Raw genomic sequence first — 15,893 nt, forward strand, 5'->3', positions numbered from 1 at the left:
ACCCCCACGGCCGCAACCGAGATGTACCGCGTGATGACCCAACCCGATCTTGATCTGGGCGTGGTCGGCAACGGCAGCTTCGGCGCCCTGGTCGACAAACATGCCCGTGTCGTCTGGAGCTGCCTACCCACCTTTGACGGCGACCCCACCTTCTGTGCGCTGCTGGGCCCGAACCAGCAGACAGGCGGCGACTTCGCCGTCGAGCTGGAGGACTTCGCCGACAGCGAGCAGGAATATCTCACCAACACCGCCATCCTGCGCACGGTGCTGCGCGACACGCATGGAGGTGCGCTGGAGATCCTCGATTTCGCGCCACGCTGGCGGCAGAACGACCGCTTCTACCGGCCGGTCAGCCTGATCCGCCAGGTGCGGCCATTGGCCGGCAGCCCACGTATCGTCATCCGCGCACGGCCGCTGGCCGACTGGGGCGCACGTGTTCCCGAATCCACGTGGGGCAGCAACCACGTGCGCTGGATCCTGCCCGACCACGTGCTGCGGCTGACCACCGATGTGCCGGTCCGAATGGTCCGTGATGGCCTGCCGTTCGTGCTCAACCACCCTGTGCACCTGATCCTGGGCGTGGATGAATCGCTCAACCGCTCGATCAGCGGCTATGTGCAGGAAGCGTTCCAGCGCACGCGTGACTACTGGCGCGAATGGGTGCGCTATCTGTCGATCCCGCTGGAATGGCAGGACGCGGTGATCCGCAGCGCGATCACTCTCAAGCTGTGCCAGTACGAGGACAGTGGGGCGATCATCGCGGCGATGACCACCTCGATTCCCGAAGCTCCCGGCAGCGTGCGCAACTGGGACTACCGCTACTGCTGGCTGCGCGATGCTGCGTTCGTGGTGCGTTCGCTGAACCGGCTTGGCGCCACCCGTACGATGGAGCAGTTCCTCGGCTACATCTTCAACCTCGCCACCACCGACGGCACGCTGCAGCCGCTGTACGGCATCGGATTCGAGGCCAAGCTGGACGAGGATGAAGTTCCCAGCCTGTCCGGCTACCGTGGGATGGGCCCGGTGCGCCGCGGCAACCTGGCCTGGGTGCAGCGCCAGCACGACGTGTATGGCAGCGTGGTGCTGGCCTCCACCCAGCTGTTCTTCGATCGTCGCCTGCAGGACCCCGGGGATGCCCATACCTTTGCCCGGCTGGAACCGCTGGGCGAACAGGCCTTTGCCCTGCACGACGTCCCCGACGCAGGCCTGTGGGAGTTCCGCGGCCGCACCGAGGTGCACACCTACACCAGCGCGATGTGCTGGGCCGCCTGCGATCGCCTGTGCAAGATCGCCGTGAGGCTCAAGCGCGATGACCGTGCACGCTACTGGCGCGAGCGCGCCGACATCATCCACGCGCGCATCATGCAGCGGTCCTGGAGCGAATCGCTGGGCCACTTCACCGACACCTTCGACGGCCATCGCCTGGACGCGTCGCTGCTGCTGCTGGCCGACATCGGCTTCATCGATGCACTCGACGCACGTTTCATCGCCACCGTCGAGGCCATCGGCCGCGACCTCAAGCATGGCAATTCGCTGTACCGCTACATCGCACCGGACGATTTCGGCGAGCCGGAAACCAGCTTCACCATCTGCACCTTCTGGTACATCGATGCGCTGGCGGCGATCGGGCGCATGGATGAGGCACGCGAGATGTTCGAGACGCTGTTGAAGCAGCGCAACCATCTTGGCCTGCTGTCAGAGGACCTGGCCTTCGACAGCGGCGAAGCGTGGGGCAACTTCCCGCAGACGTATTCGCATGTGGGTCTGATCACGGCAGCGATGCGCCTGTCGCGTTCCTGGCAGGAGGCATCATGAGTCGTCTGGTGGTGGTCTCCAACCGCGTTGCCGTGCCCGGCGAGAGCCGCGCCGGGGGCCTTGCGGTGGGCCTGCTGGCTGCGCTCAAGGAGCGCGGCGGCATGTGGTTCGGCTGGAGTGGCAAGACCGTGCGTGATGGCAGCGGCGCGCTGCATGAACAGCAGGACGGCGACATCCGCTTCGTCACCATGGACCTGAACAAGCGCGAGGTGGACGGCTACTACAACGGCTTCGCCAACCGCACGCTGTGGCCGCTGCTGCATTTCCGCCTGGACCTGGTCGACTATGACCGCGGCACGCGCGAGACGTATCACAAGGTCAATGCGATGTTCGCGGACAAGCTCGCGCCGTTGCTGCGCGAGGACGATATCGTCTGGATCCACGACTACCATCTGATCCCGCTGGGTGCCCTGCTGCGCGAGCGCGGCATCGGCTGCCGCATCGGCTTCTTCCTGCACATCCCGATGCCCTCGGCGGACCTGCTGCAGGCCATGCCCGACCACCTGCGGCTGTTCTCCGCGCTGTATGCCTATGACCTGGTGGGATTCCAGACCCAGCGCGATGCCGACCGCTTCCAGACCTACCTGCGGCTGTTCGGCGGCGGTCGCGTGCTCGACAACGGCGAACTGGAGGCCCCGGGGGGGCGCCGCTTCCGCGCTGCCGCCTTCCCGATCGGCATCGACACCGGGCTTATCGCGCGTCAGGCCAGCACCGCAGCGGCCAAGGCCGCCGTGAAGAACCTGCGGGCCAGTCTGCGGGATCGGCAGCTGGCCATCGGCGTGGACCGCCTGGACTATTCCAAGGGGCTGCCCGAACGTTTCCTCGGCTTCGAACGTTACCTGCAGCGCCACCCCGACCAGCGCGGCACCCTGACCTACCTGCAGATCGCGCCGGTCTCGCGCGGTGATGTCACCGAGTACCGGCAACTGCGCAGCCAGCTGGAACAGATCGCCGGGCACATCAACGGTGGCCATGCCGAGCCGGACTGGACGCCGCTTCGCTACGTCAACCAGAACTTCACCCATGCCACCCTCACCGGCTTCTACCGCGCGGCGGCCGTCGGTCTGGTCACCCCGCTGCGCGATGGCATGAACCTGGTCGCCAAGGAGTACGTCGCCTCGCAGGACCCGGAGGATCCGGGCGTGCTGGTGCTGTCCCTTCTGGCCGGCGCCGCCGATGAACTGAAGCAGGCGCTGCTGGTCAACCCGCACGATCTGGACGGCGTGGCCGATGCCATCGCCACGGCCGCCACCATGTCGCTGCGCAAGCGCCAGGAGCGCTGGCACGCCATGATGGAGCACCTGCGTACCTACGACATCAACCATTGGCGGCGCAGCTACCTGGACGCCCTCGAAGGCTGAATCAGGCGCATTCTGTACGCCGAAACTTGACGCTTTTGGCTCGAAAGTAATTGCGCATGCAACCATCCCGCAGCTGTGGCGTGATCTCCACAGCCGCTGTCGCAAGTGGCACTCAGGCAGGCGAACGTCCTGCTGCCCCAAGGCTTCCAGCCAGCTGCGTGGCGTCCTCGCGACGCCATCGCGGAAAACGAAAGAAAATGAACCGGCGATATTTCATTTCGCATTGACGCGACCTCCCCACAGTGGCGCCCCCAGAGCTCCTGCAATCGACAGAAGCCGCACCGTGCACGACTGCGTGCACATCACTCCGGGGATCCACTGCATGCACGCGTACGACCGTTTCATCGAAGAAGCCAGCCACCGCCTGGGACTGGGCCATCGCACCCGTTGGGTGGTTGATGTGATTGCCGGCTGGATAGCCTCCCACCCACGGGGACTGGACGGACTGGAGCAGACCTTCGAGCAGGCGGGCCTGGGGGTTCACTTCCGATCCTGGCGGCGTCCCGGGCAGCCGCCGCTGCCGGTGCTGGCCAGCGACCTGCAGCGTGCGCTGGGTGATCCGGTCATGGACCGGCTGGCCCGGCGCAGCAGACTGTCATCGGGGGCGTTCCGGGTCGTGGCCTGCGATCTGCTGCCGGGGCTGATCGCATTGACGTCCCAGCCCATCGAGCCGGCCCCTTCGGAGCCGCGCCAGCTGCGCAATCGCCCGCAGCGGCAGCGACCGCAGATGGCCGGCACCCTGCTCACCCCGCGGGTGCAGGGCATGGCCCTGCGCAGCCTGCTGTGGATGATGGCCGCCGTGGTCGTGCTCGGCGCTACCGCATGGCTGCAGCTGAAGGCACGCACGCCGCTGTGGACGCCACAGGCGATCGTCCGCGAACACGACGCGCGGCTGTTCCTGCACCAGCGCGGCACGCAGGTCTCGGTCCATGGCAGCCTGCCCAGCGACGCCCTGCGCCGCCGCCTGTGGAGCGCGTTGATTGCGGTGCATGGCGCAGGGCACGTCAGTGGCCGTATCGAGATCGATCCGCAGGCCCGGTCGCCGCGCTGGTTCGAGCGCCTGATCCGCACCCTGCCCTGCCTGCAGGGCGACGGACTGCGCCTGGAGTTCGCCGGCAACCAGCTGGATATCGACTCCACCGCCCTGAGCGAAGAGCGGCGCCTGGCGATCTCGCGGCAGCTCCGCCAGGATTTCCCCGCCCTGCGGATGAGTGGGCTGTGGGGTCCGGGCCGGGCGGCATTGTCGCGGCTGCCGGCCGATGCCGGCGCCGCGCAGCGGATCGCTGCGCTGAACCTGACCCGGCTGGAGTTCCATCCCGGCTCCAGCGAACTGCGCGGCAGCTCCAGCGAAACGCTGCAGGTGGTGGCCGACGCATTGCGCAGCACTGCGCCGGGCACACGGGTGGAAGTGGCCGCGCACACCGACAGCCAGGGCGCGTCCGAGGCCAACCGGCAGCTCAGCCAGCAGCGTGCGGACGTGGTGGTGACGGCGTTGCAGGCGCATGGCGTGCCGGCACCGACGCTGGTCGCGGTGGGGTACGGCGAGGAGCATCCGGTAGCCGACAACCGCAGCGAGGACGGCCGCGCGCGCAACCAGCGCATCGCCTATCGGCTGCTTGCGGCTCCGCACTGACACCGCGCGCGGACCGACCGGCACATCAGTCCAGGAAACGGCCGGCCTGCTGCGTCGTCGCCAGCGTGCAGCGGTCGTGACGACCGAACCAGCGGTATCGGTTGCGGGCCAGCCTGCGATAGGCGGCATCCCGCCAGCTGCGCGGCAACAGGCGCAGCACGCCCGCCAGCCGCCATGCGCCTCCCAGCCCGGTCAGCACGCGCAGGATCGCGTCCGTGTCAGTCCAGGCGCCCTGCTCGTCCAGCAGCAGAAAGGAGCGCGGGTCCTGCGGATCCAGCCCATGGCTGCGCAGCAGCAGGCTGCCATGCGTACCCTGCATCGCTGCGAAGCGATAGCGCCCGTGGCGGTCCACACGCAGCAGGAAACGCACCCAGCGGCTGCACAGCGCACAGACGCCATCGAACACGATCACTGCGTCACTGCGGGTCGAGCCAGCCTTCATAACGGATCAGGGGTCCAATCCAGGGCAATGTCACATCAACCAGGAAAGTGTAGCGCTCTGCGGCCCAGGCCTCGCGGCAGCGCACGCCGTCGAACCAGCGCGTCGGCAGCGGCAGCAGGCCGAACACGCGGACGCTGCGCACCGACCAGTCGATGCCGCCTTCACGCGCCCGCAGCTCGAATCCGAAGGGCACCGCACCGAGCTGCTCATGCAGACCGCCTTCCTGTGCCCACAGCCGCGACACCATCGGCCAGCGCCCGAAACGTCGCGCCCACTGCTCGCCTTGCCCGCAGACGCTGAACACCACCTCGACCGGCAAGGCGTGCGCCTCCTTCGGCAGCCGCGCCAACGCGGCCAGCATGGGCACCAGCCAATGGCGGCCCCGTGCGATCCGCGCCTGCCCGGTACGGCGGCACGGCAGCGGCGCCGCATGCAACGCCTGCACCGGTGCTGCCAGGGTGGTGAAGGCCGGCCCCAGCACCTGCGCGAACAGCGGCACGGTCAGGGAGCGATCCAGGCCAGCGTTGCCATGCGGCCGGTGCGGCGGTCGCGACGGTGCGAATACAGGTCCGGATCGGCAATGGTGGAGATCGTGCCGCCAGACACCTGGGCCGGGTCCACGCCCACGGACTGCAGGCGCTGGCGGGCCAGTGCGAACAGATCGACCTTCCAGTGCCCCGCGCGGGTGGCCACGAAGGCGGCGGCCGCCGCCGGTTCGTGGCCGACGAAGGCCTGATACACCTCTTCGCCAATCTCATAGTCGGCAGGCCCTGCCGCCGGGCCCAGCCAGACCCGCAGCTGCGACGGCGCGGTGCGCATCGCGGCTACCGTGTGTTCCAGCATGCCATCGGCCAGGCCGCGCCAGCCCGCATGGGCCGCGCCCACTTCGCTGCCGTCGGCGGCGGCAAACACCACCGGAAGGCAGTCCGCGGTCAGGATGGCCAGCACCACCCCCGGCACCGACGTCACCGCAGCATCGGCCACCGGCTCGCTGGCCCCGGCCACTGGCGGGCCATCAAAGCGCAGCACGGTGGTGCCATGCACCTGGCGCAGCCAGTGCGGCGCGGAGGGCAGCGCCAGTCCCTGCTGCAGCAGTTGCCGGTTGTGTTCGACGTTGGCCGGCGCATCTCCATCGGCTGCGTGCCGGTTGCCCAGGTTGAACTGGGCAAAGGGTGCCGGCGAAATGCCCGCGCCGTGCCGGCGTGTGGTCAGCGCCCGCACGCCCGGCGGCGCCGGCCAGTCAGCCTGCAGCAGCGGCAGCGCGGTCGCCATCACCAGCGATCCCGCTCGCGCTCGGTGAAGGCCTCGCTGTCTTCGCGCAGCACCTTCATCAGGTGCAGCATGTCGTCCGGTACCGGCGCCGAATTGCGCACCGGCTCGCCGGTGATGGGATGCACGAACTCCAGCGTCTCGGCGTGCAGGGCCTGGCGCTTGAAGCCACGCAGCGCCGCCACCAGTTCGTCGCTGGCGCCCTTGGGCAGCTTCAGCGCGCCGCCATACAGCGGGTCGCCGATGATGGGGTGGCGCAGGTGCGCCATATGCACGCGGATCTGGTGGGTGCGGCCGGTTTCCAGCCGGCATTCCAGCGCGGTGTGCGCCCGGAAGCGCTCGCGCAGGCGGTAATGGGTGATCGCGTCCTTGCCGTCTTCGCGCACCGCCATCTTCAGGCGGTCGCGCGGATGACGGTCGATCGGCGCATCGGCGGTGCCGCCGGCCACCAGAGCGCCCATCACGATGGCCAGATACTGGCGGTGCACATCACGCGCGGCCAGCTGTTCGACCAGGGCCGTCTGCGCCTCCAGGGTGCGGGCGACCACCATCACGCCGCTGGTGTCCTTGTCGAGGCGATGCACGATGCCGGCGCGCGGCAGAACCGCCACCGACGGGTCGCGGTACAGCAGCGCATTGACCAGGGTGCCGCTGTGGTTGCCGGCACCCGGGTGGACCACCAGGCCGACCGGCTTGTTGATCACCAGCAGGTGCTCGTCCTCGAACAGCACGTCCAGCGGGATGTCCTCCGGCTGGGCATCGGTCTGGGTCTCCAGCACCACGTTCAGGGTCACCACCTCGCCACCGCGCAGCGGATCGCGCGGCCGCGCCTGGGCGCCATCGAGCAGGACGTCGCCGGCCTTGATCCATTCGGTCAGGCGTGAACGGGAGTACTCGGGGAACAGTTCGGCCACGACGGCGTCGAAACGCCGGCCGGCGGCGGTGTCGGGGACGATGGCCTGGCGGGCCGATTCGGAGGGTTGTTCAGACATGGCAGGGGGGTATCTTTGAAATTTTGGGGTCCCGGCGGTCGGTTTCAGTCGCAGGACAGGACACTAGGCTATCATCGACCCTTCGTATTCCAGACGCGTCCCGCCTTGACCCCATGATCCGACGCTCCGCCATGCTCTCCGCGCCCGTCCGCCTCACCGCCCTGCTGCTGGTGCTGGTCATCGCCGCCACCGGCTGCCATCGCGGCGCCAAGAAGGGTGATCGCCCCGACGAGGGGACGCCGGTCGAACAGCTGTACGAGAAGAGCCACACGCTGATGAAGGGGGGCAACTGGAGCGGCGCCGAAGCCAGCTTCCGTCGCCTGGTGGCCCAGTATCCCTACGGCCCGTACACCGAACAGGCGATGATCGAAACCGCCTACGCGCAGTACAAGGCCGGCAAGCACGACGATGCGGTGTCGAGCATCGACCGCTTCATCCGGACCTATCCGACCCATCGCAACATCGCCTACCTGTATTACCTGCGCGGCCTGGCCAACTCCAACCGCAATACGGTTTTCCTGCGTCGCGTATGGTCCCTGGACCCCAGCCGCCGCGATCTGTCCACGCCGCACCAGGCGTATTCGGACTTCAACATCGTCGTTGACCGCTACCCGAACAGCCGCTACGCCGCCGACGCCCGCCAGCGGATGATCGAGCTGCGTGACGTATTCGCCCAGCACGAGCTGGACAACGCGCTGTACTACATGCGCCGTGGCGCCTGGGTGTCGGCCGCTGGCCGGGCCAACTACCTGCTGGAAACCTATCCGCAGAGCGCCTTCCAGTACGACGCCGTGGCAGTCCTGGCCGACTCCTACACCCACCTGGGCAACAAGACCCTGGCCGACGATGCCCGGCGCGTGCTGGAGCTGAACCAGCCCGATCACCCGTGGCTGGCAGGCAACTGGCCGAAGTACCCCTGGATGATCCGCAAGCTCAACCCGTTCGCAGGCGAGAAGTCCGCCAGTACCGGCCAGCGCAACGCGCGGCTGGAAAAGAAGTAAGAAAAGGGCCCCGCAAGGGGCCCTTCCTTTTTGTGGGGCCCGCCATGGCCGGGCCCTGCGGAGGCACGGGCCTCAGCCCTTGTAGCCGTTGCTGATCGGGTAGCGGCGTTCGCGGCCGAAGGCGCGACGGGAGACCTTCGGCCCCGGTGCGGCCTGGTGCCGCTTCCACTCGCTGATGCGCACCAGCCGCAGCACGCGGTCGACCACGGCCGCATCGTAACCGGCTGCAACGATCTCGGCGCGCGACTGCTCCTGGTCGACGTAGCGGTACAGGATGCCGTCCAGCACGTCGTAGGCCGGCAGCGAATCCTGGTCCAGCTGGTTCTCGCGCAGTTCGGCCGACGGCGGGCGGCTGATCACGGCCGGCGGAATCACCGGCGCGCCCCCCACGGTATTGCGCCACTTCGACAGACCGAATACTTCGGTCTTGTACAGATCCTTCAACGGCGCGTAGCCGCCACACATGTCACCGTAGATGGTGGCGTAGCCGACCGCATACTCGCTCTTGTTGCCGGTGGTCAGCAGCAGGCCACCGAACTTGTTGGCCAGCGCCATCAGGATCACGCCGCGGCTGCGCGACTGCAGGTTCTCCTCGGTCACATCCGGGGTTGTGCCCTCGAACAGCGGCGCCAGCGATTCCATCAGGCCCTTGAACGCCGGCTCGATCGACACCGCTTCCAGCTTCACTCCCAACGCCTGGCACTGCTCTGCAGCCAGATCGTTGGACAGGCCTGCGGTATAGCGTGACGGCAGGCGCACGGCAGTCACGTTCTCGGCCCCCATCGCATCCACCGCCAGGGCCAGCACCAGGGCCGAATCGATGCCGCCGGACAGGCCCAGCCACACCTTCGTGAAACCATTCTTGCGGCAGTAATCCTGGATGCCACGGGTCACCGCGCGCCAGGCCAGGGCGTCCATGCTCTCGTCGCCATCGTCCATCCAGACGTGAGGCATGAAGCGACGGCTGGCACCGTCGTACTCCACCACCAGCCACTGGTCGACGAACGCAGCGGCAGCCGGGTGCACCGTACCGTCGCCATCGGCCACCACCGAAGCGCCGTCGAATACCAGTGCGTCCTGGCCACCGACAACATTGAGATACGCGATCGCCGCACCGCTCTCGCGGGTGCGCGCGGCCAGCACGGCATCGCGCTGGGCGTGCTTGCCGCGCTCGTAGGGCGAGGCATTGGGCACCACCACCAGCTGCGCGCCAGCACGCACGGTATCGGCCAGCGGCTCAGCGAACCACAGGTCCTCGCAGATCAGCAGGCCCACCGGAATGCCGTCGACGTCGAACACGCAGCTGCCGCCATCAGGATCGACGTCGAAGTAGCGGCGCTCGTCGAACACCGCGTAGTTGGGCAGCTCGCGCTTGCGATAGGTCTGTTCGACCCGGCCATCGCGCAGCACGCTGGCGGCGTTGTACACCACCGCGCCCGCCGCCTGCGGCCAGCCGACCACGGCGGTGATACCGCGGCAGGCAGCCGCAATGCGCGCGATCGCCTGCTCGCATTCGTACAGGAACCCCGGACGCAGCAGCAGGTCTTCCGGCGGATAGCCGCTGACCGCCAGCTCGGGGAACATCACCAGCCCGGCGCCATACTCATCGCGCGCCTGGCCGATCATCTCGATGATGCGCTCGGTATTGCCGGCGACATCGCCGACCGGAAAATCGAACTGCGCCATCGCGATGCGGATCGAAGCCATGGAAGGTCCAGCCTGTGGTTGCAATGGCCCATTGTAACGCCGCACCGTGTGCCTGCCGGGCGGACCCTGCGGGTAGCGCCGGGCCATGCCCGGCGGATGACTGCGCGACGCCCAGACGCAGAAAAGCCGCCCGGAGGCGGCTTTTCCAAAGCAAGCCGAGCATGGGCTCGGCTCTACAGATCGTGCCGGCCGGAAGCCGGCAACAACCTTACTTCACCAGCTTGGCGATGGCAGCGCCCAGGTCGCCCGGCGAACGCACGGTGACGACGCCAGCCGCTTCCATGGCGGCGAACTTGCCTTCCGCCGTGCCCTTGCCGCCGGAGGCGATCGCACCGGCATGGCCCATGCGCTTGCCGGCCGGAGCCGAGGCACCGGCGATGAAACCGACGACCGGCTTCTTCACGTGGTTCTTGATGTATTCCGCACCGGCTTCCTCGGCGTCGCCACCGATCTCGCCGACCATGATGATGCCTTCGGTCTGCGGGTCTTCGTTGAACAGCTTCAGGCAGTCAACGAAGTTCAGGCCGTTGATCGGGTCGCCGCCGATGCCGATGCAGGTGGACTGCCCCAGGCCGACTTCGGTGGTCTGCTTGACCGCTTCATAGGTCAGCGTGCCCGAACGCGACACGATGCCGATCTTGCCGGGCTTGTGGATGTGGCCCGGCATGATGCCGATCTTGCACTCACCCGGGGTGATGACACCCGGGCAGTTCGGGCCGATCAGCACGGTGTCCGGGTAGGAACGGGTCAGCACGTTCTTGACGCGCAGCATGTCCAGCACCGGGATGCCTTCGGTGATGCAGACGATGACCTTGATGCCGGCAGCTGCGGCTTCCAGGATCGCGTCGGCCGCGAACGGCGGCGGCACGTAGATGACCGAAGCATTGGCGCCAGTGCTCTGCACGGCGTCGGCAACGGTGTTGAAGACCGGCAGGTCGATGTGGGTGGTGCCACCCTTGCCCGGGGTCACGCCGCCAACAACCTGGGTGCCGTACTCGATCATCTGAGTCGCGTGGAAGGTGCCCTGCTGGCCGGTGAAGCCCTGCACGATCACCTTGGTGTTCTTGTTAATCAAAACAGACATGGGAATTTCCTTCGGTGTCGTGGATCAGGCGGCGTTCTTGACCGCTTCAACGACTTTCTTGGCGCCGTCGTTGATGTTGTCAGCCGGGATGATGGCCATGCCGCTGTCACGCAGCAGCTGCTTGCCTTCTTCCACGTTGGTGCCTTCCAGGCGCACCACGACCGGCACCTTGACGCCCACTTCCTTCACGGCGGCGATGATGCCCTCGGCGATCATGTCGCAGCGGACGATGCCGCCGAAGATGTTGACGAAGATGCCTTCCACCTTGTCCGAGGACAGGATCAGCTTGAACGCTTCGATGACGCGCTGCTTGTTGGCACCGCCGCCCACGTCCAGGAAGTTCGCCGGCTCGCCGCCGTTGAGCTTGATGACGTCCATGGTCGCCATGGCCAGGCCGGCGCCGTTCACCATGCAGCCGATGTTGCCGTCCATGGTGACGTAGTTGATGTCCAGCTCCGAAGCGGTCACTTCGGTTTCATCTTCCTGGGACTTGTCGCGCATCGCGACCAGTTCCTTGTGGCGGAAGTTGGCGTTGTCGTCGCTGTTGAACTTGCCGTCCAGCGCGTACAGGTTGCCGTCGTCCAGGATCGCCAGCGGGTTGATCTCAACCAGCGCCAGGTCCTTTTCGTTGAAGATGCGGTACAGGTTCACCATGATGTTGGCGAACTGGCCGGCCTGCTTGGCGGTCAGGCCCATCTTGAAGCCGATGTCACGGCCGTGGTAACCCTGCACGCCCTCGACGAAGTCCACATTCAGGGTGTGGATCTTGTCCGGGGTCTCGGCAGCCACCTGCTCGATTTCCATGCCGCCTTCCGAGGAGGCGATGTAGCTGATGGTGCGGGTGCCGCGATCCACCAGGACCGACAGGTACAGTTCCTTGACGATCTCACCGGCGGTGGTCACCAGCACCAGGTTGATCGGCAGCTCGACGCCGGCGGTCTGGTAGGTGGCCATCTTGGTGCCGAGCATCTTGGCCGCTGCGGCCTTCACGTCATCGACGGTCTTGCAGAACTTGACGCCGCCAGCCTTGCCGCGGCCGCCAGCGTGGATCTGCGCCTTGACCATCCAGGGGCCCTGGCCCAGCGACTGGGCGACTTCAACCGCCTCGTCCGGAGTAGCCGCGACCTTGCCGGCCGGGACCGGGATGCCGTATTCGGCAAGCAGTTGTTTTGCCTGGTATTCGTGGAAATTCATGCGTCACCGTGGGAATAGGAACGACCGCACGCAATTCCTCAGGGCCTCCGGGGGAGGCACCGGCACGGACCGCGGCGGGCCCACTATTGTGGCCGAGCCGGCGCCGGGGCGCAAAGAAGTCTGTACGCAGTACCGGATCCGGGCGGATTTCCGCTGTCATTCAGGCAGTTGCGGATCGCCGGCAGCCGCCCGGCCGCCCTCGCCACAGGCCGATTGCGCGACGCGGACCCGCGGCCGGGCATCGCCACGACCGTATACTGGGCATCTGCGTCCGCTCGGGCATGCCCGTCGCACAACCCAGATCCAGGCAGCCAGAAGGGGAGTTCCGGCGTGTCACCCAGTGCTTCATTGATCGACCGCATCGAATCGATTCCGCGGCGCGAGCTGTACTTCTTCGCCCTGTACCGGGTGCTGATCGCAGCCGTCATCGCCGCCCTGCTGTACAGCCCGTTGTCGATGATGGTCGGCGAGGCCCACCACCCGCGGCTGGCCTACACCGTCGGCGCGGCCTACCTGGCGTTGTCGCTGCTGGCCCTGGCGATCGGCCGCAACGAACGCTGGCTGCGGCCGATCGTGGTCACCGGCGTGCTGGTGGACATCATCGCCGCCATCCTGCTGGCCCACGCCCTGCCCGGCGCCAGTGCCGGCATCTCGATGTCGCTGCTGTTCAACATCGCCGCGGCCGCCACCCTGCTGCCGCTGAGCTGGGGCCTTGGGCTGGCCCTGGCGGCGAGCCTGGCAACGGTGGGCGAATACCTGTGGAAGCTGCTGGAGGGCGGCGACCCGACCCGCACCCTGGCCGAGCTGGCGATGTTCACGACCAGTTACCTGGCCCTGGCCTTCATCAGCTACCAGGTCGGCAGCCGCGCCCGCCGCAACCAGCAGCTGGCCAACCAGCGCGGTGACGAGGTGGCCAATCTGTTCCAGATCAACGAACTGATCATCCGCCGCATGCGCACCGGCGTGCTGGTGGTGGATGCCGACAGCCGCATCACGCTGGCCAACGAGGCTGCCTCGATGCTGCTCGGCGACAGCGACGGTGCGGGCGGAACCGGCCGCCTCGATCTGGCCAGCGTCGCACCCGAGCTGGCCCGTCGCCTGCAGCGCTGGCGCAACGGCTGGACCCAGGACGAACTGCCGCTGCAGCTCAATCCGGACCAACCCGAAGTGCAACCGCGCTTCGCGCGCCTGCTGGCCGGCAGCGAACTGGCCCTGGTCTTCCTGGATGATTCCAGCGTGGTGTCGCGGCGCGCCGAGTCGCTCACCCTGTCGGCGATGGGCCGCTTCTCGGCCAGCCTGGCCCATGAGATCCGCAATCCGCTGGCGGCGATCAACTATGCCGTACAGCTGCTGGAAGAAGGTACCGGCTTCAACGAAAGCGACCGCCGCCTGCTGCAGATCATCCGCCAGCAGTGCCAGCGCACCAACGGCATCGTCGAGAGCGTGCTGGGCCTGGCCCGGCGCGAACGTGCCACGCCGGAGAACGTGGATCTGGTCGCCTTCGTGCGCCGCTTCGTGCTGGAGTACAAGCAAGGCCAGACGCTGGAAACCGACAGCATCGAACCGATCGTCAGCGACACCTCCGTGCCGGCGCAGGTCGACACCCGCCACCTCTACCAGGTGCTGACCGTGCTGGTGCACAACGCCCTGAAGTACGGCCGCATCGGCCAGCAGCCGGCCCGCGTGCGGCTGCGTGTGGCCCGGCACGAACGCAGCGCGGTGATCGACGTGATGGACCGTGGCCCCGGCATTCCCGAAAGCGTGGCGGCGCAGCTGTTCCGGCCGTTCTTCACTACCTCCGAGCACGGCACCGGCCTGGGCTTGTACATTGCCCGCGAATTGTGCAGGGCCAACCAGGCACGGCTGGATTACATCCCGGTGCCGGCCGGCGGCTCGTGTTTCCGCTTGGTCCTGCCAGGTCCGCACACGCTGCTGCCCGATGGATCCTGATTCTGTGCGTCAAACATTTGTCGCTTTCAGCCCCCTCGTTTATCTTTTCCGCCCATGAACGAAACCCGCAGCGCCCTCGTCGTCGACGACGAACGCGACATCCGCGAACTGCTGGTGCTGACGCTCGGCCGCATGGGGCTGCGCATCAGTACTGCAGCCAACCTCGCCGAAGCGCGCGAGCTGCTGGCCAGCAATCCTTATGACCTGTGCATCACCGACATGCGCCTGCCGGATGGCAACGGCATCGAGCTGGTCAGCGAGATCGCCCAGCACTACCCGCGCACACCGGTGGCGATGATCACCGCCTTCGGCAGCATGGATCTGGCAGTGGAAGCCCTGAAGGCGGGCGCCTTCGACTTCGTCAGCAAGCCGGTGGACATCGCCGTACTGCGCGGACTGGTCAAGCACGCGCTGGAACTGAACAACAGCGAGCGGCCCGTACCGGGCCCCGTCGCCGAACAGGGCGCCCGGCTGCTGGGCAATTCGCCGGCGATGGACGTGTTGCGTGCCACCATCGGCAAAGTGGCGCGCAGCCAGGCCCCGGTCTACATCCTCGGCGAATCCGGCGTCGGCAAGGAACTGGTCGCGCGGACCATCCACACCCAGGGGGCACGTGCTGCCGGGCCGTTCGTGCCGGTCAACTGCGGCGCGATTCCCGGCGAACTGATGGAGAGCGAGTTCTTCGGCCACCGCAAAGGCAGCTTCAGCGGCGCCCACGCCGACAAGCCCGGCCTGTTCCAGGCCGCCCATGGTGGCACCCTGTTCCTGGATGAGGTCGCCGAGCTGCCGCTGCAGATGCAGGTGAAGCTGTTGCGCGCGATCCAGGAGAAGTCGGTGCGCGCGGTGGGTGCGGCCAGCGAGGAACCGGTCGATGTGCGCATCCTGTCGGCCACCCACAAGGATCTGGCCGAGCTGGTCGAGGACGGCCGCTTCCGCCACGACCTGTACTACCGCATCAATGTGATCGAACTGAAGGTGCCGCCGCTGCGCGAACGCCGCCAGGATCTGCCGGAGCTGGCCGCTGCCGTGCTGGCACGGCTGGCCCGCAGCCACGGCCGCACCACGCCGCTGCTCGCGCCCTCGGCGCTGGAGGCACTGGCGCAGTACGCCTTCCCCGGCAACGTGCGCGAACTGGAGAACATCCTTGAGCGCGCGCTGGCCCTGGCCGAGGAAGACCGCATCGGTGTCGACGATCTGCGCCTGCCGCAGCACGCCCCCCGCATGCCCGGCAACGGCACGGCCGCCGAAGCCGTGGTCGATCTGCAGCCGGGCAGTGCCGCCCTGCCCTCGTACATCGAACAGCTCGAACGCAGCGCCATCCAGCGCGCGCTGGAAGAAAACCGCTGGAACAAGACCCGTACCGCCGCGCAGCTGGGCATCACCTTCCGCGCGCTGCGCTACAAGCTGAAGAAGCTGGGCATGGAGTAAGGGCCGCAAGACCCAGC

13 protein-coding genes are annotated in these 15,893 nt (G+C 67.4%); 6 read left to right on the forward strand and 7 right to left on the reverse strand.

The window, feature by feature from the left end; all coding sequences use genetic code 11:
* Positions 1–33: 33 nt before the first annotated feature.
* The 3 genes from ACX9OW_RS10970 to ACX9OW_RS10980 all read left to right on the forward strand — a co-directional run bounded on the left by ACX9OW_RS10970 (position 34) and on the right by ACX9OW_RS10980 (position 4,809).
* Positions 34–1,815: a glycoside hydrolase family 15 protein gene (locus ACX9OW_RS10970; RefSeq protein WP_053517094.1), complete on the forward strand. Its 1,782-nt coding sequence runs from the start codon at positions 34–36 to the stop codon at positions 1,813–1,815.
* The gene (gene otsA, locus ACX9OW_RS10975) at positions 1,812–3,176 is read left to right on the forward strand and encodes an alpha,alpha-trehalose-phosphate synthase (UDP-forming) (RefSeq protein WP_346475860.1); all 1,365 of its coding nucleotides are present in this window, start codon (positions 1,812–1,814) and stop codon (positions 3,174–3,176) included. The genes ACX9OW_RS10970 and otsA overlap by 4 nt, the downstream gene beginning before the upstream one ends.
* Before the next feature lie 322 nt (positions 3,177–3,498).
* Positions 3,499–4,809 (forward strand): OmpA family protein, encoded by a 1,311-nt coding sequence (locus ACX9OW_RS10980; protein ID WP_253120075.1) that lies wholly within the window; start codon positions 3,499–3,501, stop codon positions 4,807–4,809.
* 25 nt (positions 4,810–4,834) lie between these two features.
* Here the strand turns inward: ACX9OW_RS10980 and ACX9OW_RS10985 are convergent, their stop codons facing one another.
* From ACX9OW_RS10985 to rluD, 4 genes are read right to left on the reverse strand one after another with little or no spacing between them, the layout of a single operon-like run.
* Complete coding sequence (locus ACX9OW_RS10985) at positions 4,835–5,251, reverse strand: thiol-disulfide oxidoreductase DCC family protein (RefSeq protein ID WP_277381033.1); 417 nt, start codon at positions 5,249–5,251, stop codon at positions 4,835–4,837.
* A complete protein-coding gene (locus ACX9OW_RS10990) occupies positions 5,226–5,732 on the reverse strand; it encodes a DUF4166 domain-containing protein (protein WP_459062480.1) in 507 nt (168 codons plus the stop codon). The genes ACX9OW_RS10985 and ACX9OW_RS10990 overlap by 26 nt, the downstream gene beginning before the upstream one ends.
* 20 nt (positions 5,733–5,752) lie before the next feature.
* Complete coding sequence (gene pgeF / locus ACX9OW_RS10995) at positions 5,753–6,523, reverse strand: peptidoglycan editing factor PgeF (RefSeq protein WP_065175783.1); 771 nt, start codon at positions 6,521–6,523, stop codon at positions 5,753–5,755.
* Positions 6,523–7,512 carry a 23S rRNA pseudouridine(1911/1915/1917) synthase RluD gene (gene rluD / locus ACX9OW_RS11000; RefSeq protein WP_053517019.1) on the reverse strand — a complete coding sequence of 330 codons (990 nt, stop codon included), beginning with the start codon at positions 7,510–7,512 and terminating at the stop codon, positions 6,523–6,525. The genes pgeF and rluD overlap by 1 nt, the downstream gene beginning before the upstream one ends.
* A gap of 113 nt (positions 7,513–7,625) precedes the next feature.
* On the opposite strand from rluD, the gene ACX9OW_RS11005 reads away from it, so the two are divergent.
* Positions 7,626–8,513 carry an outer membrane protein assembly factor BamD gene (locus ACX9OW_RS11005; RefSeq protein ID WP_053517021.1) on the forward strand — a complete coding sequence of 296 codons (888 nt, stop codon included), beginning with the start codon at positions 7,626–7,628 and terminating at the stop codon, positions 8,511–8,513.
* Positions 8,514–8,585: 72 nt separating this feature from the next.
* Here the strand turns inward: ACX9OW_RS11005 and ACX9OW_RS11010 are convergent, their stop codons facing one another.
* From ACX9OW_RS11010 to sucC, 3 genes are all read right to left on the reverse strand, one after another.
* Complete coding sequence (locus tag ACX9OW_RS11010; protein ID WP_065181642.1) at positions 8,586–10,220, reverse strand: NAD+ synthase; 1,635 nt, start codon at positions 10,218–10,220, stop codon at positions 8,586–8,588.
* Between the two features lie 208 nt (positions 10,221–10,428).
* The gene (gene sucD / locus ACX9OW_RS11015) at positions 10,429–11,304 is read right to left on the reverse strand and encodes a succinate--CoA ligase subunit alpha (RefSeq protein ID WP_005418610.1); all 876 of its coding nucleotides are present in this window, start codon (positions 11,302–11,304) and stop codon (positions 10,429–10,431) included.
* Between the two features lie 24 nt (positions 11,305–11,328).
* Positions 11,329–12,498, reverse strand: a complete 1,170-nt coding sequence (gene sucC / locus ACX9OW_RS11020; RefSeq protein WP_005418614.1) for an ADP-forming succinate--CoA ligase subunit beta — start codon at positions 12,496–12,498, stop codon at positions 11,329–11,331.
* A 330-nt stretch (positions 12,499–12,828) separates the two neighbouring features.
* Here sucC and ACX9OW_RS11025 point away from each other — a divergent pair, with 330 nt between their 5' ends.
* Both ACX9OW_RS11025 and ACX9OW_RS11030 read left to right on the forward strand, forming a co-directional pair.
* Positions 12,829–14,448 (forward strand): sensor histidine kinase, encoded by a 1,620-nt coding sequence (locus tag ACX9OW_RS11025; RefSeq protein ID WP_053517024.1) that lies wholly within the window; start codon positions 12,829–12,831, stop codon positions 14,446–14,448.
* Positions 14,449–14,502: 54 nt separating this feature from the next.
* Positions 14,503–15,876: a sigma-54-dependent transcriptional regulator gene (locus ACX9OW_RS11030; protein WP_053517026.1), complete on the forward strand. Its 1,374-nt coding sequence runs from the start codon at positions 14,503–14,505 to the stop codon at positions 15,874–15,876.
* Positions 15,877–15,893 lie beyond the last annotated feature (17 nt).

Source organism: Stenotrophomonas genospecies 5 (assembly GCF_054473825.1).